26 protein-coding genes and 1 tRNA gene are annotated in these 25,113 nt (G+C 32.6%); 18 read left to right on the forward strand and 9 right to left on the reverse strand.

Annotated features, from left to right (window positions below):
- The first annotated feature begins 22 nt into the window (after positions 1-22).
- The 3 genes from CHRY9293_RS05390 to CHRY9293_RS05400 are packed head-to-tail and all read left to right on the forward strand — an operon-like array spanning position 23 to position 2,457.
- Positions 23-742, forward strand: coding sequence for a C40 family peptidase (locus CHRY9293_RS05390; RefSeq protein ID WP_162031934.1), 720 nt, complete (start codon positions 23-25; stop codon positions 740-742).
- 5 nt (positions 743-747) lie between these two features.
- A complete protein-coding gene (locus CHRY9293_RS05395; RefSeq protein ID WP_162031935.1) occupies positions 748-1,203 on the forward strand; it encodes a DUF1648 domain-containing protein in 456 nt (151 codons plus the stop codon).
- Between the two features lie 21 nt (positions 1,204-1,224).
- Positions 1,225-2,457: a 3-deoxy-D-manno-octulosonic acid transferase gene (locus tag CHRY9293_RS05400; protein WP_162031936.1), complete on the forward strand. Its 1,233-nt coding sequence runs from the start codon at positions 1,225-1,227 to the stop codon at positions 2,455-2,457.
- Here CHRY9293_RS05400 and CHRY9293_RS05405 read toward each other — a convergent pair.
- From CHRY9293_RS05405 to CHRY9293_RS05415, 3 genes are read right to left on the reverse strand one after another with little or no spacing between them, the layout of a single operon-like run.
- Positions 2,449-3,075 carry a deoxyuridine 5'-triphosphate nucleotidohydrolase gene (locus CHRY9293_RS05405; protein WP_162031937.1) on the reverse strand — a complete coding sequence of 209 codons (627 nt, stop codon included), beginning with the start codon at positions 3,073-3,075 and terminating at the stop codon, positions 2,449-2,451. The genes CHRY9293_RS05400 and CHRY9293_RS05405 overlap by 9 nt on opposite strands.
- Positions 3,075-3,830: a glycosyltransferase family 2 protein gene (locus CHRY9293_RS05410; protein ID WP_162031938.1), complete on the reverse strand. Its 756-nt coding sequence runs from the start codon at positions 3,828-3,830 to the stop codon at positions 3,075-3,077. Before CHRY9293_RS05410 ends, CHRY9293_RS05405 begins: the two co-directional genes overlap by 1 nt.
- A 23-nt stretch (positions 3,831-3,853) precedes the next feature.
- A complete protein-coding gene (locus CHRY9293_RS05415) occupies positions 3,854-4,831 on the reverse strand; it encodes an acyltransferase family protein (protein WP_162031939.1) in 978 nt (325 codons plus the stop codon).
- Between the two features lie 213 nt (positions 4,832-5,044).
- On the opposite strand from CHRY9293_RS05415, the gene CHRY9293_RS05420 reads away from it, so the two are divergent.
- The 11 genes from CHRY9293_RS05420 (at position 5,045) to CHRY9293_RS05470 (ending at position 15,754) form a co-directional block, all read left to right on the forward strand.
- Positions 5,045-5,515 (forward strand): lipocalin-like domain-containing protein, encoded by a 471-nt coding sequence (locus CHRY9293_RS05420; protein WP_162031940.1) that lies wholly within the window; start codon positions 5,045-5,047, stop codon positions 5,513-5,515.
- Positions 5,516-5,695: 180 nt separating this feature from the next.
- Entirely contained in the window at positions 5,696-8,740 is a 3,045-nt protein-coding gene (locus CHRY9293_RS05425; RefSeq protein ID WP_162031941.1) for a class I tRNA ligase family protein, read from the forward strand.
- 242 nt (positions 8,741-8,982) lie between these two features.
- Positions 8,983-9,846, forward strand: a complete 864-nt coding sequence (locus tag CHRY9293_RS05430; protein WP_162031942.1) for a MotA/TolQ/ExbB proton channel family protein — start codon at positions 8,983-8,985, stop codon at positions 9,844-9,846.
- A gap of 62 nt (positions 9,847-9,908) precedes the next feature.
- Complete coding sequence (locus CHRY9293_RS05435) at positions 9,909-10,517, forward strand: ExbD/TolR family protein (RefSeq protein WP_122548547.1); 609 nt, start codon at positions 9,909-9,911, stop codon at positions 10,515-10,517.
- Positions 10,518-10,529: 12 nt separating this feature from the next.
- The gene (locus CHRY9293_RS05440; RefSeq protein WP_122548546.1) at positions 10,530-11,102 is read left to right on the forward strand and encodes an ExbD/TolR family protein; all 573 of its coding nucleotides are present in this window, start codon (positions 10,530-10,532) and stop codon (positions 11,100-11,102) included.
- A 23-nt stretch (positions 11,103-11,125) separates the two neighbouring features.
- Positions 11,126-11,968, forward strand: coding sequence for an energy transducer TonB (locus tag CHRY9293_RS05445; protein WP_122637541.1), 843 nt, complete (start codon positions 11,126-11,128; stop codon positions 11,966-11,968).
- Between the two features lie 78 nt (positions 11,969-12,046).
- Complete coding sequence (locus CHRY9293_RS05450) at positions 12,047-12,244, forward strand: DUF308 domain-containing protein (protein ID WP_185153194.1); 198 nt, start codon at positions 12,047-12,049, stop codon at positions 12,242-12,244.
- A complete protein-coding gene (locus tag CHRY9293_RS05455) occupies positions 12,234-13,106 on the forward strand; it encodes a PstS family phosphate ABC transporter substrate-binding protein (RefSeq protein WP_162031943.1) in 873 nt (290 codons plus the stop codon). Before CHRY9293_RS05450 ends, CHRY9293_RS05455 begins: the two co-directional genes overlap by 11 nt.
- Before the next feature lie 88 nt (positions 13,107-13,194).
- Positions 13,195-14,844 carry a tetratricopeptide repeat protein gene (locus tag CHRY9293_RS05460; RefSeq protein WP_162031944.1) on the forward strand — a complete coding sequence of 550 codons (1,650 nt, stop codon included), beginning with the start codon at positions 13,195-13,197 and terminating at the stop codon, positions 14,842-14,844.
- A gap of 77 nt (positions 14,845-14,921) precedes the next feature.
- Positions 14,922-15,641 (forward strand): bacillithiol biosynthesis deacetylase BshB1, encoded by a 720-nt coding sequence (gene bshB1 / locus CHRY9293_RS05465; RefSeq protein WP_162031946.1) that lies wholly within the window; start codon positions 14,922-14,924, stop codon positions 15,639-15,641.
- A gap of 36 nt (positions 15,642-15,677) precedes the next feature.
- Positions 15,678-15,754: transfer RNA gene (locus CHRY9293_RS05470), tRNA-His, on the forward strand.
- Positions 15,755-15,878: 124 nt separating this feature from the next.
- On the opposite strand, the gene CHRY9293_RS05475 is transcribed toward CHRY9293_RS05470, so the two are convergent.
- Entirely contained in the window at positions 15,879-16,214 is a 336-nt protein-coding gene (locus tag CHRY9293_RS05475; protein WP_002976288.1) for a DUF3276 family protein, read from the reverse strand.
- 99 nt (positions 16,215-16,313) lie between these two features.
- Positions 16,314-17,975 (reverse strand): ABC transporter ATP-binding protein, encoded by a 1,662-nt coding sequence (locus CHRY9293_RS05480; RefSeq protein WP_162031948.1) that lies wholly within the window; start codon positions 17,973-17,975, stop codon positions 16,314-16,316.
- A gap of 92 nt (positions 17,976-18,067) precedes the next feature.
- Between CHRY9293_RS05480 and CHRY9293_RS05485 the strand changes: the two genes are divergently transcribed.
- From CHRY9293_RS05485 to CHRY9293_RS05500, 4 genes are all read left to right on the forward strand, one after another.
- Positions 18,068-18,973, forward strand: a complete 906-nt coding sequence (locus tag CHRY9293_RS05485; RefSeq protein ID WP_162031950.1) for a transcription antitermination protein NusB — start codon at positions 18,068-18,070, stop codon at positions 18,971-18,973.
- Between the two features lie 46 nt (positions 18,974-19,019).
- On the forward strand, positions 19,020-19,523 hold the full coding sequence (locus tag CHRY9293_RS05490; RefSeq protein ID WP_162031952.1) for a DUF1573 domain-containing protein: 504 nt from the start codon (positions 19,020-19,022) through the stop codon (positions 19,521-19,523).
- 20 nt (positions 19,524-19,543) lie between these two features.
- Positions 19,544-19,906 (forward strand): preprotein translocase subunit YajC, encoded by a 363-nt coding sequence (yajC, locus tag CHRY9293_RS05495; protein ID WP_122637535.1) that lies wholly within the window; start codon positions 19,544-19,546, stop codon positions 19,904-19,906.
- Between the two features lie 140 nt (positions 19,907-20,046).
- Entirely contained in the window at positions 20,047-20,778 is a 732-nt protein-coding gene (locus tag CHRY9293_RS05500; RefSeq protein ID WP_162031954.1) for an SDR family NAD(P)-dependent oxidoreductase, read from the forward strand.
- Here the strand turns inward: CHRY9293_RS05500 and CHRY9293_RS05505 are convergent, their stop codons facing one another.
- The 4 genes from CHRY9293_RS05505 to ku form a co-directional block, all read right to left on the reverse strand.
- The gene (locus CHRY9293_RS05505; protein WP_162031956.1) at positions 20,779-21,735 is read right to left on the reverse strand and encodes a hypothetical protein; all 957 of its coding nucleotides are present in this window, start codon (positions 21,733-21,735) and stop codon (positions 20,779-20,781) included.
- A gap of 41 nt (positions 21,736-21,776) precedes the next feature.
- Entirely contained in the window at positions 21,777-23,627 is a 1,851-nt protein-coding gene (gene ligD / locus CHRY9293_RS05510) for a DNA ligase D (RefSeq protein ID WP_162031957.1), read from the reverse strand.
- A gap of 77 nt (positions 23,628-23,704) precedes the next feature.
- Complete coding sequence (locus CHRY9293_RS05515) at positions 23,705-24,307, reverse strand: DNA polymerase ligase N-terminal domain-containing protein (RefSeq protein WP_162031959.1); 603 nt, start codon at positions 24,305-24,307, stop codon at positions 23,705-23,707.
- Positions 24,307-25,092, reverse strand: coding sequence for a non-homologous end joining protein Ku (ku, locus tag CHRY9293_RS05520; RefSeq protein ID WP_162031961.1), 786 nt, complete (start codon positions 25,090-25,092; stop codon positions 24,307-24,309). Before ku ends, CHRY9293_RS05515 begins: the two co-directional genes overlap by 1 nt.
- Positions 25,093-25,113: the final 21 nt, after the last annotated feature.

Genomic DNA, 25,113 nt, shown 5'->3' on the forward strand with positions numbered 1-25,113 from the left:
TCTAATTTTTAATCGATAGCTCATGAATAAAGGGATTTGTATTGTTACGGTAGCACCTGTGCGTGCAGAAAACTCTGATAAAGCAGAAATCGTTACAGAGATTTTGTTTGGAGAAAGTGCCGATATTTTGGAAGTCAATAAAAATTGGACCAAAATAAAAATGCACTATGATGGCTATGAGGGATGGATGGATACGAAGCAAATAAAACATGTTTCAGAGGCAGAATTATCAAAACGAAAAGTTACGGTCGTTACAGAAGATTTTTCTTCTGTAATTATGAATGATGGCAAAACACTATTGTCCATTGGCTCAGAAGTAGACTTTCCGGTGGTAGCATCCAGAAGAAGCCATGATTTACGTGAAAGTATTGCTTTAGCTGCAAGAGAATTTCTTAATGTCCCCTATTTATGGGGAGGAAAGAGTTTCTTTGCTGTCGATTGTTCCGGATTTACTCAGCTTGTTTATAAAGTACATGATATCAAATTGCCGAGAGATACTTATCAGCAGGCAGAAGTAGGAAATCCACTTACATTTGTCGAAGAAAGTCAGCCTGGAGATTTGGCTTTTTTTGAAAATGAGGAGGGAAGGATTATTCATGTAGGAGTTATGCTAGAAAATCAAAAAATTATTCATGCTTCAGGAAAAGTAAGAATTGATACGCTTGATTCGACAGGAATTTTTAATAAAGAAATGAATAAGCACACTCACAAGCTTAGGGTGATTAAAAATGTAATTAACTAGCTTTTATGAAGGTTTCTGGAATATTACTGGGTATTAATATCACTTTGCTCTTATTTATATGGATTTTTACAGCATACAATTATGCGGGACTTCCTGAAATTATTCCTACCCATTTTCTTATCAATCGAGAGATTGATGGAGAAAGTCATAAAGGGATTATTTGGTTTTTACCATCAATAGCAACCTTCATTTTTTTTATTCTGTTTGCTATTACTAACGATCCTAAATCCCCAATGCTTACTATTCCGGATAGCTTCCGAAATGGAGAAACATTAAAGCTATTTTCTTTTACCATATCTATTCCACTGCTATTGTTATTTGGAGATACACTAGTTGAAACTGTTCTTATTACTCAGGGCAAACTTCAAGCTCTTAGCTATATGGCCATGTTTTTATTAAGCCTTCTATTTTTTACTTTGGGAGTTTGGATTTTTGTAATGAATAAAAAAGAAAAATCTTAACAGGTAGAAATTTTTGATTAAATGTCTATATTCTATAACATATTTATCCATGTACTCATCGTAGGGCTGAAGTTGCTTGGATTGTTCAATAATAAAGCCAAAAAAGGATTTGAAGGTAGGAGAAACTCATTAGAGTCGGTAAGGTCAGCTTTTTCAAAAGAAGATTTTGTTATATGGATGCATGCGGCAAGTTTGGGAGAATATGAACAAGGATTACCTGTTTTACAAAGACTAAAAAAGCAATTCCCGGATCATAAAATTCTCATAACTTTTTTTTCACCTTCAGGATACGAAAATGTCATTAATAAAAAGCACTTTGCAGATGCCATTTGTTATTTACCATTTGATAAAAAGAGTATTATCAGGGAGTTTATATCAGGATTTAATACTAAACTATTTTTTACGGTAAAATATGATTATTGGTATAATTTATTACATGAGCTAAAGAGTAATGGAGTAAAAGTCTATGTGATTTCGGCCTTGTTTTATGAAAAACAAGTATTTTTTACAGTGTATGGAAAATGGTTTGTGAGTCAGTTGCAAAAAAATGTAGATTGGTTTTTTCATCAAACAGAAATTTCGTGTATGCTAGCTAAAAGAATTGGACTCAATAATTCTTCTTTTACCGGAGATACTCGTTTTGACAGAGTAAAACAATTAAGAGAAAGAGATAACCATGTGAATTTTATAAAAGAATTTATTGGTGATAATAAGACTGTTGTTTTTGGAAGTTCTTGGCATGCCGAGGAAAAAATGGCAGTACAGATCGCCGAAAAAAATACTGAGATAAAAATTATTATTGCGCCTCATGATTTGAAAAGAATATCACATATAAAGCAACTCTTTCCCCATGCTTTATTATATAGTGAGATAAATACATCTCAATTTCCTGTTTCTAATGCTCAAATATTAATTATTGATAGTATTGGAATGTTATCTAAATTATATTCGTACGCTGATATAGCTGTTGTGGGAGGAGGGTTTCATGATGCGGGGCTTCATAATATCTTAGAAGCAGCCACTTTTGGAATTCCCGTAATTTTTGGAAATCATTACAAAAAAAATCCGGAAGCTGATGATTTAATTAGGGTAGAAGGAGGTAAGTCTTTCAAAGATGATGAGTCGGCTGCAGCATTTCTTTTATTTATTCTTAAGGATAATAAAACCCTTCAGTATATGTCTCAAAATGCTCAAAGGTTTGTTGATGAAAAACCTGATGCAACGGAATTAATTGTTGAAAAAATATTATTTTAGAAAACCTTGGCTTTTTATTTCTTTTAAGATGAGATCTATATCTTTAGGAATCTCATCACATTTCAGCCAATTGAAATTTAAATGATTGTTGCTACATAGCTTTTCTAGAGAAGGGTTTTTATGAATTCTTATATTAGTATTTTTAAATAATTCATCTATTTCTATCCAATAGTCTTCATCTAGTTTTTTAATTAAAACTAAAGTTTTAAAGATCTTATTAATGAGGTAAAGATATAACTTATAGGTATTATTAAACCTTAGTTTAATGAGGTCCTCATTGGATTCTAAAATTTTATTAATTAATAATAGATTAAGATAAACGTCTCCAAATTTGTCGGTGGTTATTTTAACATGTTCGGTAATCTCGGCACTTATTTTTCGAATAATACTTAAGTAATATTGGGGATTTCCTATATGCTTTGAAGCTAATAAAAGTTTTTCGTGAATATCCTCCTCCATTTTTTCTCTCTTATCATCGGTGGTTTCCAAGTCAATAAGTTCAAAATATAATTTTTTAGATAAAAGCTTATCCTTTTTTAATAACCTGAATATAAGACGATCTTTGTCTTTGGAAGAAAATGCGCTTATGGCTGCTTTAAATTCTTTTGAATATTCCATTAATTGAATATTTTAGAATATTTCATGAATCCGTTCATTGCCCAATTAGCCGTATAATAGAGCGATTTTAATGTGGAAAACCCCATGAAATCTTTATATACAAGATATTGATCTTTAATAATGTTTTTTTTCTTTCGGGAAACACTATTTTCCCTCATTCTATACTTTGCCATAGTTTTATCTATGGGATGTCCTTCGGTAATTACTTTTAAAAGATTAAGCCACATCACGTGATCTTCGCGTTTACTTTTTATGGGAAAATAAAATTTTCCTGCTCTTTTGGTATCATACATGGTAGAAACAGGAGCAAGTCTACATGTTTTTAATAAGTTATGAAAAGTGACAATCCGATCTGCTTTAAAGACTTTTAATATAGGTTGTAACTTTTCATCACATCTAGAATAATTACAATATACAAGTTCTGCATGATGATCTTGCATATAATCAATCATAGTTTCAAGATATTCCGGGTACCAAAAATCATCTGAATCCAAAAAAGCAATATATCTTCCCTCAGCTCTTTCAAGACTTTTATTTCGGGCATTTCCTGCTCCTCCATTTTTTTCAAGAACAACTAATTTTATTCTAGGATCATTATACTTGTTAATTATTTCAATCGTTTTATCATGGGATAGATCATCCGTAATTAGCCACTCCCAGTTTTCATAGGTTTGATGTAGAACGGACTGTATTGTTTCCTCAATAAAATCTGCAGAATTATAGCATGGTGTAATAATTGAAACAAGTTCTTTCATTGGTGTTTTATCAATTAATTAGGTTATAAAAATTTTTTCTCGTAAAAATGCCAAGATGTTACGCCTACTGTTATAACAAATAATAAACATACGATTCCCATAAGAAAAGGATTGTAATCTTTAAATAACCCTAAACTTGTAAATGTTCTAATAATAGGAAAGTGAAATATATAAATACCATAAGTGAAATCGCCGTATTTTCCGAAATTATTCAAGAATTTGAAAGAGTATACGATATACATAACGATTATACTTATCATGATAGGAGATACAAATTTAATGTGAAATATTAAATCTGTCCACACAGTAATTAATGCAATAATAATAAGCTTATTTTTATATTGTATAAATTTATCAAAGTTGAAGTAAACCAACATACCTCCTATAAAATAGCATAAGGATCCGGGAAGCTGTCGGGCGATGGAGGCCTGACCCTTCATCTCAAAGAAGTTGAGAAAAACTAATGAGAGGAAATATAAAATAATCAAACTTATATTTCTGTATCGGTTATTTTTACCAAAAAGCAAAAATATCAAAGGAATAGCAAAGTAAAAAGACATTTCTATTTTCATTGTCCAGAGTGCTCCGTTTACCGCTTGATTGTTAAATACACAGGGTAGACTTGGAGCCTTGAAATTCATAAAAAGAGAGTTCCAAAATAAATATTTGTATACTTGAGAATTGCTAAAATATTCACTAAATGATAAACAGCTGATTAAGCTTAAAAGACTTGCCGCAAGAAAAACAACCAAAAGATATCCGGGAAGAATTCTACTAAATCGTTTCTTAAAATAACGAGATAGGCTAGAGGTTCTTTCGTAACTTCTAGCAATTAAAAATCCACTTACAATAAAAAAACCAAAAACGGCGATCTCTACGGGACTATTTTCCAAGATTGCTAATTCTTTGGAAGAACTGAGAGTTCCCAGATGTCCGACAAAAACAATAAAAGCGAGAAGAACACGGATAAAATCAAAATTATTTTTCGTTATGTCTTGCATTGACGTCTTATTTCTTGCAAAAATAACTTTTAAAAATAACTTTTTAATAAAATTTGAAATCCTCATAAGTATTTGCTATTTGCTAAATAAAGGTGATTTTAGGGGTAAAAGCATTTAAATTTTTGAAAATAAACAACTTTAGAATAATTTTTCACAAAAAACTATTAAATAAATCAAAAAAATTATAATTTTAGCGTCTGAAAAAATTGATATATGAAGAAATTAGCAGTGCTATTGGCAGGCTTATCACTATGGGTTGCTACTGGTTGTAACAATGACGACAATACTATAGTAGAATACTCCCTTGTGGGAACTTGGATGCCCGTAAAAGAAGTTCTTACGACTGTCGAAACAGGAGAGGATCCTGTAACCGACGTCATTACTTATAATTCTTGCCAACAAGAATCCCGATGGGTATTTAATGAAGGATCAGGAGGAAAAAGAACAGATAAAGTGGCGAGTGGAACCGTGGGGCAGTGTGATACAAGCTTTGAACGTAATTTTACATATACATACGATAAAGGTGAAAAAAAAGTAAACATAAAATATCAAGGAATAGTAGAACCGGATAAAGGTAAAGTCGTTACACTTAATGATACTACATTCAATCTTATGATAGAAGATACGACAGACCCAACTGAATATCATTCTAAAACGTATACTTTTAAAAGAGTTACACAATAACTCTGTATCCCAATATAATGATAAAGACCGTATCGTAAGATGGGGTCTTTTAGTTTATACTTCCTTATAATAATTGAAAATTAAATTCTCATTTCTTTTAAAATCGCTAATTTTGTCCTTCTTTACTTTTAAAAGAAAAATCTTAAATATTTAAAGTCTAACCTCTAACATCAAAATAAAGTGTTTTACGATCATCAGCAGATAGAAAAAAAGTGGCAGAAATATTGGAAAGATAACCAAACGTATAAAACTTCCAATTCTAAAGATAAACCTAAATTTTATGTACTCGATATGTTTCCATATCCTTCTGGAGCAGGGCTTCACGTGGGGCATCCACTGGGATATATTGCTTCCGACATTTATGCGAGATATAAAAGACATCAGGGGTTTAATGTGCTTCATCCGATAGGGTATGATAGTTTTGGTCTTCCTGCTGAACAGTATGCTATTCAAACAGGTCAGCATCCTGCGATCACCACTGAACAAAACATTATAAGATACGAAGAACAGTTAAGAAAAGTTGGATTTTCATTTGATTGGAGTAGAGAAGTAAGGACTTCGGATGCTACTTACTATAAATGGACACAATGGATATTCATTCAGCTATTTCATTCTTGGTATAATAAAAATAAAGACAAAGCAGAGTCTATCGAGACGTTGATCAAACATTTTGAAGCTAAAGGAACAGAAGGATTGTTTGCTAATCAAAATGAGGAATTAAATTTCACAGCAGACGAATGGAATGACGCTTCGGAGATTGATAAGGAAGATATCTTATTAAATTACAGATTATCATACAGAGCTGAAACTACAGTTAACTGGTGTCCTGCTTTAGGAACTGTTTTGGCAAATGATGAGGTTAAGGACGGGAAATCTGAAAGAGGAGGTTTTCCTGTTTTTCAGAAAAAAATGATGCAATGGAGTATGAGAATCTCAGCCTACTCTGAAAGATTACTACAAGGCTTAAAAACGTTAGATTGGCCACAACCATTAAAGGATTCTCAAGAATATTGGATAGGAAAGTCTCAAGGAGCTCAGGTTAGATTTGATGTTGAGGGTCATAATGAAATTGTTGAAGTCTTCACCACAAGACCTGATACAATTTTTGGTGCCACTTTTATGGTATTGGCTCCGGAAAACCCATTAGTGGAGAAGATTACTACAGAAGCTCAAAAGGCGGAAATAGAAAATTATATTGAAGAGACTTCAAAGAAAACGGAAAGAGATAGAATGTCTGACGTGAAAAACGTTTCAGGGGCTTTTACAGGAAGCTATGCAATCAATCCTTTCAGCAATAATAAGATGCCTATTTATATTTCAGATTATGTGTTGATGGGGTATGGAACAGGAGCCGTAATGGCGGTTCCTGCACATGATGAACGTGATCACAGATTTGCAAAGAAATTTAATCTGGAAATTAAGAAAGTAGTAGAGACTGATGAAGATATTCAAGAGAAATCTTTTGATTCTAAAGATTCAGTTTGTGTAAACTCAGAATTTTTGAATGGACTTAAGTATAATGAGGCAAAATCAAAAATAATTACTGAAATCGAAAACAAAGGAATTGGTCACGGAACAACCAACTACAGACAACGTGATGCTATTTTCTCAAGACAACGATATTGGGGGGAGCCTGTTCCTATATATTATAAGGACGGAATGCCTTACACATTACCAACTTCTGCATTGCCTTTGGAACTTCCTCAGGTTGAAAAATATTTACCTACAGAAGATGGGGATCCACCTTTAGGAAATGCAAAGACCTTTGCTTGGGATGAGGTAAATCAAAAAGTAGTAGATGTTAAGTTGATTAATGATACGACCGTATTTCCATTAGAACTATCTACGATGCCTGGATGGGCGGGAAGTTCTTGGTATTTCCTTCGATATATGGATCCTACTAATGAAGGAGAGTTTTGTGCAAAAGATCTTTCGGATTATTGGGGGCAAGTTGACCTATATATAGGAGGAAGCGAACATGCTACAGGTCACTTATTATATTCTCGTTTCTGGAATATGTTCTTAAAAGACAGAGGATACATCAATCAAGATGAACCTTTCCAAAAGTTGATTAATCAGGGAATGATTTTAGGAATGAGCGCTTTTGTGTATAGAGTTGCCCCATTTATTAAAAATCAAAATAATGTTTATGAGCCATTGGCCGGGATTTTTGAAAATACAATACTTATACCTAAAAATAAAATAGATAAAGAATTTTTCGAAAATAATGATTTAAGGGAGATCGTTATCGATAATTTAAATAGGAAATTACCAATTTTACTAAATCAAAGTTTAAATAATTTTTTTGGTTTCAAGACTTGTTTAGAAATTAAAAAAAATGATTTTAATGGAAAGCAAGAATTAATTCACTTTTTAAGTGATAAAATTGTTTTTGAAGCTCAACAAATTCCCGTTGATATTTCTTTATTAAAAGGAACGTCTGATGAATTAGATACGGAGGCATTTAAAGCTTGGAGACCAGATTATGCAGATGCAGAATTTATTTTAGAAGAGGGCAGATATATCACAGGTCGTGAAGTCGAAAAGATGTCTAAATCAAAATATAATGTGGTGAATCCTGATGACATCTGTGAAGAGTATGGAGCAGACGGGTTAAGATTGTATGAAATGTTCTTAGGTCCATTGGAGCAATCAAAGCCTTGGAATACACAAGGACTAAGCGGAGTGTATGGTTTTCTGAAAAAATTCTGGAATTTATATTTCAATGGAGATGTTTTTGAGGTTTCAGACGAAGAACCGACAAAAGCTGAATATAAAGTTTTGCATACATTAATAAAGAAAGTGGTTTCGGATATAGAAAGCTTCTCTTTTAATACCTCTGTGTCCTCATTTATGATAGCAATAAATGAATTACAGAAAATAAAATGCAATAAGCGCAATATTTTAGAACCTTTAGCCGTTATCATCTCTCCATATGCTCCCCATATCTGTGAAGAAATTTGGAGCTTGCTAGGGAACAGTACTTCTATTGAATTTGAGAAGTTCCCTGTATTGAATGCGGAATATTTGGTAGAGGATGAAATTGAATATCCGGTGAGCGTAAATGGGAAAATGAAATTCAAAATTTCGCTTTCTGCACAACTTTCACCCCAGGAGGTAGAAGATTTGGTGATTAAAAGTGATAAAATGCAAGAGATTTTGGAGGGTAAAACACCCAAGAAAATCATTGTAGTGCCTCACAGAATTGTGAATATTGTAATTTAAATAAAAATTAATATTAGTAATTTTAAAAAAATGATGCGTTAAATTTTTAGAATTATTAATAATTTTTTTTAAATTAGATATTATTGCCAAAAAAAGGAAAAATAATTGAAATTTATAAATCGTATTAAAATTTCTTTATCAAAAAAAACTAAAATGTTTATTTAAGACTCTTGCATTTTAATAAATTTTGCCTTTAATTTACACCTTGTAAAAATTTTTAAAACAATATAATTTAGTTAAATATGGAAATGAATGTTTCAAAAAATGATGAGCAAGTAATTGCTAGAAAAGCGGGAGGTTTAAACCCAGCTGTAATTATTCCTATTTTATTTGCGATAGGAGTTTGTATTTATTTATTCGTGTTAGGTAGTCCAGGGAATTTTAAGGATGCTGATAAACTGGGGGGCGGATCTGTCGCTTTCTCAAGTGTTGAAGGAAAAGATATTCACCCGGATTCATTCTTAGGAATTATCTATAAAGGAGGTGTGATTGTACCAGTTTTGATTACTTTCATGATCACGGTAATTGTATTCTCTTTTGAAAGATATTTCGTTCTTGGCAAAGCTGCTGGGAAAGGGAACTTAGATAACTTCGTAGTACAAGTAAGAAGCCTATTAAACCAAAACAAAATTGATGAAGCTTTAGAAGAGTGCGACAGACAACAAGGTTCTGTAGGTAATGTAGTGAAAGAAGGTCTTACTACGTACAAAGCTCTTTCTCATGATTCTACACTAAATAAAGAGCAGAAAATGGTAGCTCTTAACAAAGCAATCGAAGAGGCTACAACTCTTGAAATGCCAATGTTGGAGAAAAATATGATGATTCTTTCTACATTAGGTACTGTAGCAACATTAGTAGCACTTTTAGGAACGGTAATCGGGATGATCAAAGCATTCTTTGCATTAGGTTCTGGTGGTGGTACTCCAGATGCGGCTGCACTTTCTACAGGTATTTCTGAAGCATTGATTAATACTGCTTTAGGTATTGGTACTTCAGCAATCGCTATTATCCTTTATAACTTCTTTACTTCTAAAATTGATGGATTAACTTATAAGATCGATGAGATTGCAATGAGTATCCAACAGTCTTTTGCTGAATTTAACTAAGATTAGTTAGCTAGACATTTATACTACGTAACAAGAAGTTTAATTAAAAATCATTAATAATAATGGCGAGAGTCAAACCTAAAAGACACGGGGTAATTACGGATATGACCGCAATGTGTGACGTTGCATTCCTACTACTTACGTTCTTTATCTTGACCACTCAGTTTAAAAAACCTGACGTGGAGCAGATTAAACCGCCATCTTCAATATCAGAGAAGTTACTTCCTGATGCAAGTTTGATGACTATCAATGCTACGCCGGAAGGAAAATTTTATTTTCAGCCAGTAGAAAATGCATCAGAGAGACTACAGCTTTTGGATAATATGGGTCAAAAATATGGAATTACTTTTGACAACAAAGAAAAAGCTGCATTCCAAAAAGTACAAGCGATAGGGGTTCCTATGAACCAGCTAAAAAGCTATCTTGATTTGTCAGATGAGGAACAGAAAAATTTTAAGAGTCCTACAGGGATTCCTATGGATAGTACAAATAAACAATTAGTGGATTGGGTACAACAAAGTTTAAGCGTAAATCCTGATTACAAATTAGCAATCAAAGGAGACGTAAATACTGAGTATCCGAAAGTTAAAAGTTTATTTGAAGGTTTAAGAGATATTGATTTTCTTAAATTTTGGTTGATTACAGCACAAGAAGGTAAACCTAATGAATAATATCAATTAGAAATGGCAGAAGTACAAGTACAGGAAAAAGGCGCCAAAGGCGGCAAGGTACGTTCCAAGAAGCAGAGTACCAGAGTTGATATGACTCCGATGGTGGACTTGGGTTTTCTATTGATTACCTTCTTTATGTTCACGACCACATTCAGTAAACCGAATGTAATGGATTTGGGGCTTCCGGCAAAACCAAAAAAGGATCAGCCGAAACCCCCTCCAACTGAGATTAAACTTTCTAATTCGATATCTTTATTATTAGGTAAAGACAATAGGATATTTTGGCACCAACAAGATAATACATCTTTAACAGATCAAAATCTGAATGAGACTCATTTTGATAGAGAAGGGATTAGAAAAATAATTGGGCAAGCAAAGGCAAATGCTGCAGATAAAGCAAAATTTACTGTAATTATTAAGCCTACTGATGATGCTGTGTATAAAAACTTTGTTGATATTCTTGACGAAATGGCAATTACAAAGACTGAACAATACGGGGTTACCGATTTAAAGCCTTGGGAAAAAGCTATTTATGATAAGAAAGTAGGGAATTCAGGAGCACCTGCTGCGCCTGCAACAAAGTAATTTAACCATAAAATTTAAAATCTATGGCAGATGAAAATGTATACAATCCTAATCTAACGTTAGATGAGATTGTATTTGAAAATAGAAATAAGGAATATGGTGCTTATGATCTTAGACATCAGTATCCAAGGCTTCTAACAAAATCTTTTATTATTGGAACTGTTTTATTCCTAGTTTTGGCATTGTCTCCGTTTATTTATCTTACTATTAAAAGACTTACAGAGCCACCTAAACAGGAAGTAAAAGCTGATCTTGTAGAGATTCTGCAGGAAGATAAAATTATCGAACAGCCAAAAGAGGAAGAACCACCACCACCACCTCCACCTCCAAAAGAGGAAGAGAAAATTGAAATTATTCAAAATGTGGTTCCTGAGCCTGTAAAAGCTCCTAAAATTGAAACTCCACCACCTCCAATTTCTAAGCAATTAGAAACTACGACAGGATTGGTTAACCAAGAAGGGGTTAAGGCTCCGGCATATACGCCACCACCTCCACCACCTTCTACAGGTACAAGAACTTCCACAGCTGAGGTAAAGCCTCAGGTAAGTGATACCCAGGTCTATACTGAAGTAGAGCAAACGGCAGAATTCCCTGGAGGTATTAATGCCTTCAGAAACAAAGTATCTAGCAACTTTGATGGATCTGCAATGAATGGTGATGAGGGTACAGTAAAAGCGGAAGTTACTTTCGTTGTAGAAAGAGATGGAAGTATTACTGACGTTAAGGCGAGCGGTGCTAATTCTGACTTTAACTCAGAAGCAGTAAGGACGATTAAGTCTATTAAAAACAAATGGACACCGGCTAAAATTAACGGTCAATCCGTACGATATAGATTTAGATTACCATTGACTATGAATTTTGAATGATAATCTTTTATCTTTAAATAATAATTAAAAAAGAGAAGCACATGCTTCTCTTTTTATTTTTTTTGGTATTTTTGTTGGATGATGTTCAACTGGTTATCTCTTATTACGGGATTGTTTTATATTGTATTAGGAATTGTAGTTATTATTTACAAGTTCTTTTTTACTATCCTGGAGCCGGCTATTGCCTATCCTTTAGGTGGAGTTCTTATTATCTATGGGATATTTAGAATTTTTAGAGCTATTTCAAAAATCAAAAATTCAAGGAATGAAGAATAGCTTAAATTGGAGTATAGTATTTATTCTTAGTATACTTTTCATAGGGTGTAAAAAAGAAGAAAAGTCCCCATCTTATCACAAAGGTGATCTTACCGTACTTACTGATGAATCATTTAAAAGTGTTACTGAGGCTTTAGCGGAAGGATATATGATTAATTATCCAGATACTCATATTAAAGTAGTGACCAAAAAAGAAGATTTAGGTTTTTTGGATGTAATAAATGACAAAGAGAGATTGGCAGTAATGTCTAGAGATCTTTCTCTAGAAGAAATTAAAACCTATGAAGATCAAGTAGATCTAAAGTTCTTACCAGCAAGATTTGCAGCGGATGCAGTTATTTTTATTGTACCCAAAAATGCATCCAAAGAATATATTTCTATGGATGAAATTACGAGAGGGATGCAATCTGAAAATAAAGAATTTATTTTTGATGGGACTAATTCCAGTAACTTAAACTTTGTTGCTCAAAAACTTAAAAAACAACCAAAAGAATTGAAGTTTTCAGTTATTTCTGGAAATAAAAATATTATTGAAGAACTGTCCAAGTATCCGGATAAAATAGGTGTTATTGGTCTTAACACATTAAGTAGACCTTATGATAGAGCATCACAGGAACTTAGGGATATGGTTAAAATTTTACCTATTGAAGATAAAGGGAAGCAATATCAACCTGATTCTTATGGATTAAGAGAAATGAAATATCCGTTTACTAGGGTACTGTATTTTTTAACAAATGAAGGTAATTTTAACATTGCAAATGGTTTCATTAGGTACTCGTGTACCCAATTAGGACAAATGATCGTGCAAAAAGAAGGATTACAACCTTATAATATTTATAAGAGAGAAGTCCAAATGCGTTAAAAAATATTAAATTAAATATTTACCAGAGATAAATATATTATTTTGGTCTGAAAATTGTGTATAATATACTCGATTTAGAAATTTAAAAATGAAAGATATAATGATTATGAATGTAAAGAAGTTTGCTTTTGGAGCAGCTGTAGTGTTTTTTGCCAACTTTGCTTCGGCACAAACATTACAAGATGGTATTAACAGCATAGACAGTGATAAATTTGCGCAAGCTAAAAATAATTTCACTCAAATGATTGCTAAAGAACCAACAGCTGAAAATTATTTTTATTTAGGAAATACATTTTTGAAACAAGGAGAACCTGATTTCGCCAAAGCTACAGAAAATTTTAACAAAGGTCTTGCTGCAGATGCTAAAAGCAATCTTAATAAAATAGGTCTTGCTGCAGTAAAATTAGGAAAAGGAGATAAAAGTGCAGTAGCAGAAATCCAAAAAGTAGTAGCTGATTCAAAAGAAAAAGATGCTGAAGTATTATTCAGAGCTGCAGAAGCTTTAACTTTATTTGAGAAAAATAGTTCACCGGATTTAGCAATTGAATACTTGAATAAAGCGATTGAAAGAGCTCAGAAAAAAGAAGTTCCGGCGAATTACTATTATACGCTTGGAGATGCTTATAGATTAAAGAAAATTCCTGGAGATGCAATGACAGCTTATGACAAAGCATTACCACTAGCCAAAAATAAAGCATCAGTTTATACAAGAATTGGAACTTTGTGGATGGCAGCTCAACAATGGCAACAAGCGAAAACAAGTATTGAGAAAGCAGTTGCTACCGATGCATCATATGCTCCGGCATATAAAGCTATGGCAGCTTACAACATCAGATATCAAGATAATGCGAAGGCAACTCAAGATCTTATCAATTATACAAAATATGCCGATGAAGATCCATATACACAATTGGAAATTGCAAAATTGTACTTTACCAATGATGACTATGCCAATTCTAAAATGACCTTAGATAAAGTATTTGATAAAGTTGAAGATCCTATTAAGTTCAAATTAAGAGCTTATCAGTTATATTCAGAGGGAAAATATGCAGAGGCTAAACAAAGTATGGATACTTTTGTTTCACAAGCGGATAAATCTAGAGTACAACCTGCAGATCAGGGTCTTCAAGGTCTAATTGCTGCTGGTTTAGCAAAAACCGAGGCTGATGAGGCTAAAAAATCGGCTTTAATGGCTGAATCACAACAAAAAATTGCGATGGCTAAAGCGGCTAAGGATGAAACTATGAAATGGGATATGGAATTAGCTAAAATATCTGGAGGAGGAGCTTCTCAAGCAGATGCTGATTCAGGGCCGACAACTCCGGAGATTGAAGCGTTGAAAAAACAAGTAGCAGCAAATTCTCAAGATTCTGATGCGTTATTTAAATTAGCAACAGCTTATCAAGATGCTAAAAATTGGAATGGAGCAATTCTTACATGGCAAAAAATGATAGCTCTTCTTCCTGATTGGGCTCCAGGTTACTATAGCCAGGGATATTCTTATCAACAGGCAGGAAATAATGATGCCGCAAAAATATCCTATGAGAAATTTATTAGTACAGTAAAACCTGCTGATCAAGAAGCAAATAAACAAACACTTGCGTATGCTTATTTTGCAGTAGCCTATATGAGTAAAGATACGGATTTGCCTAAAGCAAAAGATTATGTGGCAAAATCTGTGCAACTTGATCCAACTTATCAAGATGCTGTAAAATTAAACTCAGAAATTAACAAATAGTAATTTAAATTATATTTATTCAAACTTCCCATTCATTGTGTATGGGAAGTTTTGTTTTTAATCTTATCTTTGAAAATATGAAAACAGATATACTTGCTTTTGGAGCGCATCCTGATGATGTAGAGTTGGGGTGTGGAGGAACAATTGCTAAATTGGTTTCAGAGGGTAAAATATGTGCTATTGTTGATCTTACAAAGGGTGAATTAGGTACAAGAGGAACCGATGAAACACGAAAAGTTGAAGCAATGAATGCAGCAAAAATTTTAGGTGTTTCTGCTAGAGAAAACCTTGGAATGAAAGATGGTTTTCTAGAGAATTCTGAAGAGTATCAAATGAGGATAGTAAAAATGATTCGCAAATATAGGCCAGAAATCGTCTTGGCTAATGCAATTGATGATAGACATCCAGACCATGCTAAAGGAGCGAAATTAGTGTCAGATGCTTGCTTTTTAGCAGGGTTAAGAAAGATTGAAACTGTTGTGGAAGGAGAAAGTCAGGAAGTATGGAGACCTAAACATGTTTTTCATTATATTCAATGGAAGGATATAAAGCCGGAATTTGTCATTGATATTTCGGAATATCTTGATCAAAAAATTGAAGCGTGTATGGCTTTTAAAACACAATTTTATGATCCTACATCAACAGAACCTGTCACTCCAATTGCTACAAAAGACTTCTATGAGAGTTTAACCTACCGAGCTCAGGATTTAGGACGCCTTTCGGGAGTTGCTTATGCTGAGGGATTTACGACTGAGAAGCTCATTGCGATGAAAAATTTTGATGGAATTGTTTGGTAATTAAAAAATCTTCCCTATATTTGCACTCACAAAACGGTGATTGTAGCTCAGTTGGTTAGAGCGTCGGATTGTGGTTCCGAAGGTCGTGGGTTCGAGACCCATCATTCACCCCATATTAAACACATTTTCTTAATGAAAATGTGTTTTTTTTTGTTTTAATTGGATCCCTTATTTTTATTTTTGAGCATAAAAAAAGCATCATTTTCAGATGCTTATGTTTTTTTAATATTGATTAATTTAAACTTCGTCGTCAGAATCTATGGTGTATGATCTGCTTTTGAAGTCTTTGTCATGTTTTTCTGAAATTACATCCTCACCTTTTTCGTTAATGATGAAATCTGTGGACTCATTAAACATCTCCTGAAAACTTTTAAAATCTTCTTTATAAAGATAAATTTTGTGTTTCTCGAATGTAGCTTCTCCATTCTCCCCGAAATTCTTTTTACTTTCGGTAATTGTAAGGTAATAATCCCCTGCTTTCGTCTCGCGCACATCAAAGAAATAAGTTCTTCTTCCTGCTTTTAACACCTTGGTGAAAATCTCATTTTCATGGCGTTCCTTGTATTCACTCATTGTTAGATATTTTTTAATCTTGTTAAGAACAAATATAAAAGTTTTCTTTTAATCACAAAATTTTTTTTATGATTTAATTAACATTCCTGAATAAATTAGCTATGCAGTTACAGAATTGTTAAATTCTGTAAGATTAATAATCTTATCCGCTTTTTGCGCGCTAGACTCTCTGTGTGTGATAATTATGGATGTTGCGTTGCGTATTTTTTTATCTATATTTTCTAAAATATTTTGTTCTGTTTCGGTATCGAGAGCAGACAAAGAATCATCAAAAATTATAATATTTGGGTCTTTAATTAAGGCTCTTGCTATACATATTCTTTGTTTTTGCCCTCCGGAAAGCATAACGCCTCGCTCGCCAACAAGTGTTTTATATCCTTCTTTGAACTCTATAATATTTTTATGAACATCTGCTATTTTAGCATATTCATATACTTTTTCATGGGAAGGATGATCAATAGCAAAACCAATATTGTTTTCAATAGAATCTGAAAATAAATAGCTTTCTTGAGGAATATAGCCTATAAAGTTTCTATAATTATCTAAATTATGCTCTTTTAGGTTTTTTCCATCAATTAAGATTTCCCCTTTACTAGGGTCAATTAAGCGACAAAGAAGCAAGGCAATAGTAGATTTTCCACTGCCTGTTTTACCCATAATGGCAATAGATTGCCCGGCGTTTACCTTAAAGCTTAAATTATCTAAAGCTTTTATTCCTGTATTTGGATACACATAAGAGACGTTCTTGAACTCTATATCTCCTTTAATGGGATAATGATCGAAATTTGTATTAATAATTTCTGTCTTTTTATCCAAAAATTCATTAATTCTTTGCATTGAAGCTTCTGCTCTTTGGTTAACAGAAGTTACCCAGCCCACCATAGAAAACGGCCAAATTAGGATGTTGATATACATGAAAAAATCTGCAATCTTTCCTACACTTAATTGCCCATCAATATACTTTTGTCCTCCAATAAGTATAATGGCTACGTTTAGTAATCCGATAACAAATAGAATGATAGTAAAGAAATAAGCTTCTGTCTTGGCTAGATTAAGCGCTTTATCTTGATAATCGGTTACTTTAATGCTGTAGTTTTTTTTGATATAATTTTCTCTCGCAAAAAATTTAACCACTCGGATCCCAGAAAAACTATCTTGAACAAAAGTGGAAATCGCAGATTGGCTTTTTTGCATAATTTTCGACTTTCGATTGATAATCGAGCTTACTTTGAAAATTATATAAGATAAAATAGGAAGTGGTAGTAATGTCCATAAAGTCATGGATACATCTGTTTTTATCATATAAATACTCGTGATCAATAGGAGTATTATTAAATTGACCACATACATTACTCCGGGGCCAAGATACATTCTTACGGCTACGACATCTTCACTTAATCGGTTCATAAGGTCACCAATAGTAGTTTGTTTGTAATCCGTTAAAGATAGCTCTTGATAATGTCTATAAATTTTATTCTTGAGTTCATATTCAATTCTTCTTGAAGCGACAATGATTGTTTGTCTCATCATAAAGGTAAAGAATCCGGTTAACAAGGAACAGCCTACAATAATTCCTACATAAATTAATACTTGATTGTTAAAACCTAGATTTCCATTTTTTGTGAGTTCATCCACAGATTTTCCCACAAATTGGACTTTGTATATATTGAAAAAGTTACTTGCTATGATAAATAATAACCCCCAAAACAAAAGTGCTTTGTGTTTCCAAAAATAAGGGTTTAACGTTTTTAATGCTTTCATAAGGTTTTACAAAATTACGAAAATGTGATTAGAATACGAATTTCATAAATTTTAAATTTTGTATCTTTGCACTTATAAAAAAAGCTCTTTGAATGTTAGGAAGACGACAAATCCGTGAAAAAGTGGTACAATCAGTATATTCGTACTATCAGAATCCTGTAAAGTTTGATGTTTTAGAGAAAAATATGTTCTCTGGTATAGAAAAAATCTATTATCTGTATGTTTATGAACTCAATTTTTTAGTGGCCTTAAAAGAATTGGCTGAGAATCAAATAGAAATTGGGAAAAATAAATATCTTAAAACGGAAGCGGATATTAATCCTAACCAAAAATTTATCAATAATCAGGTTTTAATCAAGTTAGAAGAAAACCCTGAGCGATTATTTTTTACCGGCCAGCATAAGCAGTTAAAATGGGATCTTCATGATGATTTACTAGTCAAGACTTTTCAGAAAATTACGGCAGGTAAGAGATATCAAGATTTTATGAAAGTTGATGGATATTCCTTTGAAGAAGATCAGAAATTTATAGGGAAATTATTCTTAAGATATATTGCTGAAAATGACGATTTCCATGATTATCTTGGGGATAAAGAATTAAGCTGGTATGATGATATTCATATTGCGAATTCTATGGTTCAGAAAACAATTGGATTTTTAAGAGAAGATGAAGATAGCAGAACTTTAATTAAAATGATTAAAGATGATGATGATAAAACGTTTGCAAGCAAGTTGTTGAGAGATACATTAAATAGCTGGGAAAATAACGAAAAGAAATTAGCGGAAAGATTAGAAAATTGGGATTTGGAAAGAGTTTCTTTAATGGATAAGGTTATCTTATCAATAGCGATATCAGAGCTGGATAACTTTTCTTTTACCCCTTCAAGAGTAATTATTAATGAATATATAGAAGTAGCAAAAGTATTTGCGACAGATAGGTCTAATATTTTTATTAATGGTATTTTAGATAAATACTGTAAAGATCAAAATAGAATTTAATATGAAATCAATGATTTGTGAATACATTTTAAGAAATATGAAAAATATGAACAAAAAAGCGTTATCAATTTTCGTTTTGTCTATTATAGGCATGGGTTTGGTCTCTTGTAAAAAAGAAAATAAAGCACAAGAACAAGTTATTTTATCAGGTCATCCTAAAGATGGAATTGATAGTGCAGCTCAAATTTCTTCATCTCCTGCTGAGGAAGTAAAAATGCCTGCTCAATCTACTCAACCATCAACAACAATTGCCTTATCTGAAAGTAATTTTGATTTTGGAAAAATTAAGAAAGGAGATAAGGTAGAACATGAGTATGAAATAACCAATACAGGAAAAAATCCTTTGGTAATCTCTGAGGTTAAACCAGGATGTGGATGTACAGCTCCGGATTTTACAAAAGAGCCTATTATGCCAGGTAAAAAAGGGAAGATTACATTGCATTTTGATTCTACAAACTTTGAGGGAAATGTTCAAAAGTATGCAGATGTTTTTGCTAATGTAGATGATGCTCCTATCCAGTTAACATTCACGGCGAATATTCAACCTTAATATTATAAATAGTAAAAAATATGCTAACAATGTTTTTACAAGCACAACCACAAGGGTCCTCTTCTATGATGTTGATCATGATGGGTGTGATGTTTGTAGGATTTTATTTTCTGATGATTAGACCTCAGATGAAAAAACAAAAGCAAGAGAAAAACTTTCAAGAAACTCTAAAAGTGGGAACTCGAGTAGTGCTTACTTCAGGCCTTCACGGAAGAATTGCTCAGGTTCAAGAGGATGGTTTCGTCATTGAAACGTTGTCAGGAAAATTAAAATTTGAAAAAGCTGCTGTTTCAAGAGAGTTTACAGAAGCTCGTTTTGGAGATAAATCAAAAACAGCTGATAAGCAGACAGAGAAAAAAGAAATTGAAACTGAAAAAAAATAGTTTTCAATTTTTAAAATATATCTAAAACAGCGGTGTGAACTTTGTTCATACCGCTGTTTTTTTACGGATATTTAGACGTAAGTTAATTACTATGATTATATTTTTTTAATTTGCACTTTATAATTTATACTATTTCTCAAATGAATCAAAATAGAGATAAAAATGTTCTCATTTTAGGAGCTAATTCTGATGTAGCAAAGGAATGTATCAAGCAATATGTGAAGAAAGGATTTTATGTGGTTGCTGCGTCTAGAAATATACAATCATTGAATCATTTTGTAGAAGATAATCAAATGGTTGAGAAAGTAAGAGTTTTGTATTTTGATTCTATGGCATTTGATACCCATCAAAAATTTTATAATGATCTCCCGATAAAACCTCATATTGTAGTATACGCTGCGGGTTTTTTAGTGGATAATGAAAGGGCATTGAGAGAATTTAAAGAAACTCAACAAATGATGATCACCAATTATATGGGGGCTGTATCTGTTCTTAATATTATTGCGACGGATGTGAATAATAAAAATTTAGAAAGAATCATCGGGCTTTCATCTCTTTCTGGGGTAAGAGGAAGGAAAAGTAATTTTATTTATGGTAGTACAAAAGCAGCTTTTACAACTTATTTAGCAGGCTTAAGACAAGAACTTGCTTCCAGAAATATTCGAGTAAATGCTTTGGTAATTGGGTATATCAGAACAAAAATTAATGAAGGGCTTAAGCTGAATGAATCTTTAATTATGGAACCTGGCTATGTTGCAAAATTCATCGTCAATGCAGGCAACTCTTTTACAATTGTTCCTAATTTTAAATGGAAGATTATTTATTTAATTTTGAAAATTCTTCCTGAGAGCTTAGTTGCCAAATTACCATGATTAATAAGCGTCTCTTACCCAAAAGAAATCCTCCTCCTTTTTACTTGTTTTTAACTTTTTTAAAATGATTCGGAATTGTTCTATTTGTTTGTTATTTAAATGATTATGTTTTTTGTAAAATTGAGCTAGACGTTCTATTTCACGATCATAAAAATCACTCTGATCATTGGGACTAGTATAACCATATTCATTGTAATAAGTATCCATGTCACTCATGAACTCATTCAGTTTTTTCTCAAGCTCGTCCGATAAGTAAAATTCTTCTACGATAAATTTACAGTAAAAAGGTTTGTTCTTTTTGTCATTGGGAAAGGGGTTTTCATTAATATAAGCATTAATATAATCCTGATTAAACAATAAATTCTGTGTTTCAGAAGATATCTTGACTAAGTCGAAAAAATTAAAAAGAGCTTCATTATTTTGATTGAACATCATGGCTTTGACAATAACATGATTTTTAGGTAAAGGGGGAGTATGTATTCCTACTTGGTTAGCTAACATGAATTTATTCATCTCGGAATAATCATAGTTATCATTCATCACAGTGCAATAAATCATTAAATAATTATTGTCTTTTTTGTTTTTTTCTACCCCTTTATAAGCAATACAGTTTTTGTAAGAATCAACTTCGTAGAGATTTTCGTCTTTTTCAAAATCCATTTGTAAAGTACCCATGTATTCGCTACTGCCACTCTGATGAAGAAATTTTTCATTCAACAGATAGCCGGTAAGATAATGGTCTTTATGCTGCCAGGAAAAGTGCTTTTTATAGCTGCTATCCCAACTTTCCCCATAATCGATGATTAAATTGTCGGTTTTTGAATCGTTACTATAAATACTGAAATTATTATCTTCTTTAATACTATAATGAAGTATACGATCGTAGGACAATTTTTTAATCTGAGCATTAATAATTATAGAAAATAAAAATAAAATAAGAAAAATTTTTTTTTTCATCAGAAATGTGTTTCTTCAAAAATACTAATAAAGTTAAATAGTTAATCATTATTTTGTAACAATTCCAGGGCTTTTATCATATCAATCCCTTTTCCCAAAACAGATTTAAATAAATCTCCCTTTTCTTTAATCCTATCCAATGCATTATGGATATTGAAATCTGTAGCTTTTAACCCTTCTTTCAACTCTTCCCATTCCAAAGGCATTGACACCGGGGCTCCTTCTTTTGGACGTAAACTATAAACGCTTGCCAAAGTCTGTCCTGTTATGTTTTGAAGATAATCTAGATAAATTTTTTTATCGTCTCTTTTTTGTAAGCTCCTTTCCAAAGTGGTAATTTGGAGTGATTTTTCATTAACATGTTTCATTAAAATATGGGCAAAATCTTTCACTTGATCAAAATCGTATTTTTTACCCATGGGAATGTAGATATGCATCCCGGTACTTCCTGAAGTTTTACAGTATCCTTTAATGTTAATGGAGCTCAATACTTCCTTTACTTGTAAAGCTGTTTCAATGACATTATTAAAGCTGTTTTTTTTCGATGGATCAAGATCTAAAACTAAAAAATCGGGATGTTCTAAATCAGGAAGCGAGCTATTCCAAGGGTTAAGGTCGATACAGCCTAAATTATTAAGATAAGCTAAAGTTGCTTTATCGTTACAGTAAATGTAGTCAATGTATTTGTCATTGGACTCTGAATATACCTGTGTAGTTTTTATCCAATCCGGAATGGCATCACCTGCATCTTTTTGATAAAAACCAGGTTTTTCGATTCCATTAGGAAAACGGTTTAATGATAAGGGACGGTTTTTTAAATGGGGTAAGATGTAGCTAGCAATCGATTGGTAATATTCGATCACCTCTCCTTTGGAGATATTATCTGTAGGAAAATATATTTTATCCTGATGAGTTAATTTTACTTTATGGCTATTCAACGTAATTTCTTTTTCAGTGGTTTTGATGTTTTTTGAGGAAGTTTTGGTTTTCATTTTTTGCGATTTTAGGTTAACATCTTCAGGATTTTTATCTTCGCGGATAGCTATAAAAACAGGATGGCGAAAAATCCCATCTTTGGTAATTTCAGAATATTTTATTTCGCATACAAGTTCTGGCTTGGTCCATGTAACAGGCATATTTGTTTTAAGAACGATAGTAAATGGTGATGTTTTTATGATAAGCTTTTTTAATCTTTCATGAAGTTGATTCAGCAAATCTTTATTAAAACCGGTTCCTGTATGTCCGGAATAGATGAGTTTTCCATTTCTATATTTTCCTAAAATAAGTGCTCCGAAACCTTCTCTGGAACCGCGTGGTTCTGTAAATCCGCAAATTATCGCTTCTTCTGTATTAGTAAATTTTATTTTTAACCACTCTGACGTTCGATGATTTCTTGTATATAGGCTATTTGATTTTTTTGCAATCATACCCTCTAACTTCATTTTTTTCATCTGATTAAAAAACTCGATGCCTTTTTCGGAAATATGGTCACAGTATTTAATACGTTCAGTTTCAGTTAAAGCCTCTTTTAAAAGTTCCTTTCTTTGAATTAAAGGGAGTTCTTCTATAGAATGACCATTCAGCCATAAGATGTCAAAGACTTGGTATACAAGGGCTAAGTTGGGGTTATCTCCACTTTGTTGTAGTAATTGAAAATTAGGCCTTCCACTTTCATCATAGGCCACAATCTCACCATCCAAAATCATGGTATGTTTTTGTTCTTTGAAATCTTGCGAAATTTTTTCAAATTTTGATAAAAAAGAAATTCCATTCCTAGAGTAGAATAGGGGGTGATTTTTGCTAAGGTCTGCAATAGCGCGATAACCGTCCCATTTTATTTCAAAAATCCAGTTTTCATCATTAAATGCTTTTTCAAAAGATTTGGCGAGCATAGGTTTGATGAAATTTTTTAATTTTTTTTCTTCACTTAAAGAGTTAAATCTATGATATTTTGACTGGGTATGCGAAGTTATAATTTCTTTTTGCTGCTTTTTAGGCTTTTTTTTTCCTCTAAAAAGTGCGTTACCAAAGAGGTTTTAGAAGTATTTTCCTCGGCATCATAATGTTCTTCTGCAAATTTGTCAGCGTGTTTAATGAGAAGCCATGCATTGTTTTCTGCATTTTTCATTTTGACTAAGGCAAATTCACCTTTTAATTTTTTTCCGTGGAGGACAAACTTTAATGATCCTGTTTTTAATTCTTTCAATAATTCCTTTTCATCCGAAAGTTTACTGTCCTTATCTAATGGTTCATACGTACCGTTATCCCAAACCTCCACTTGTCCTGCTCCATAGTTTACTTCAGGAATATTTCCTTCAAAATCTTTGTAATCATACGGATGATCTTCTACCATCATTGCTAATCGTTTGTCTTTTGGGTCTAATGAGGGGCCTTTAGGTATAGCCCAACTCTTTAGAACTCCTTCCATTTCCAATCTAAAATCATAATGAAGCCGAGAGGCAGCGTGCCGCTGAATCACAAAAACCAGTTTGTCTTTACTTTTTTTTGTTTTTCCCTTGGGTTCGCTGGTTTCAGTGAATTTTCGTTTTGCGTTATAATCTTTGAGAGCCATCACGATGCGGTTTTAGATTTGGGACTTTGTAAGCTAGCTTTTAATTGTGCCATTAAGTCAATCACTTTTCCTTCTTTTGCAGGAGTAGACTTTTGAGTTCTACTATTTTTACCTTTCGCTTTTTGCTTGATAATTTTCAGGAGGGCTGTAGAGTAAGTGTCTTTATACATTGCCGGATCGAATTCCTGTGAAAGTTGTTCTATCAGACTCACTGCCATTTTTAATTCGGCGGGTTTAGGTGCTTTTTTAGCAGGTATTTTTAAGTCATTATAATCTCGTATTTCTTGAGCGAATCGTAATCGATTTAGTACCAAAATATCATCATTATAAGGTCGGATCATTCCAATGGCTTCACTTTCCCGAAGCACAAATGTTCCGATACCTACCATTTTTGTTTGATGTAGAGCTTTCAATAAAAGTCTGTATGCATTCTCTCCATTTTTCTGAGGTTCCAGATAATAAGGGTTTTCAAAATAAACAGAATCGACTTCTGCTTCTTTTACAAACTGATCAATGGAAAGTATTTTTGATTTTTCGGGGCTTGCAGCTTCATAATCTTCATCTTCCAGAACAATATATTTGTCGTCCATGAGATATGCCTTTACAATGTTTTCCCATTTTACCTCCTTCCCAGTTTTTTCATTCACTCTTTTGAATTTAATATTCGAAAAATCGGATTTGTCAAGCATATCTAAATCCAATTTACTGGTTTCTGTGGCGGAATAAATCTTTACAGGAATATTGACTAAACCAAAGCCAATGGCGCCGTTCCAAATTGCTTTCATTGTCTTACGTTTTGTTTAAAA

This window comes from Chryseobacterium potabilaquae, from assembly GCF_902728265.1.
In the GTDB taxonomy this organism is placed as follows: domain Bacteria; phylum Bacteroidota; class Bacteroidia; order Flavobacteriales; family Weeksellaceae; genus Chryseobacterium; species Chryseobacterium potabilaquae.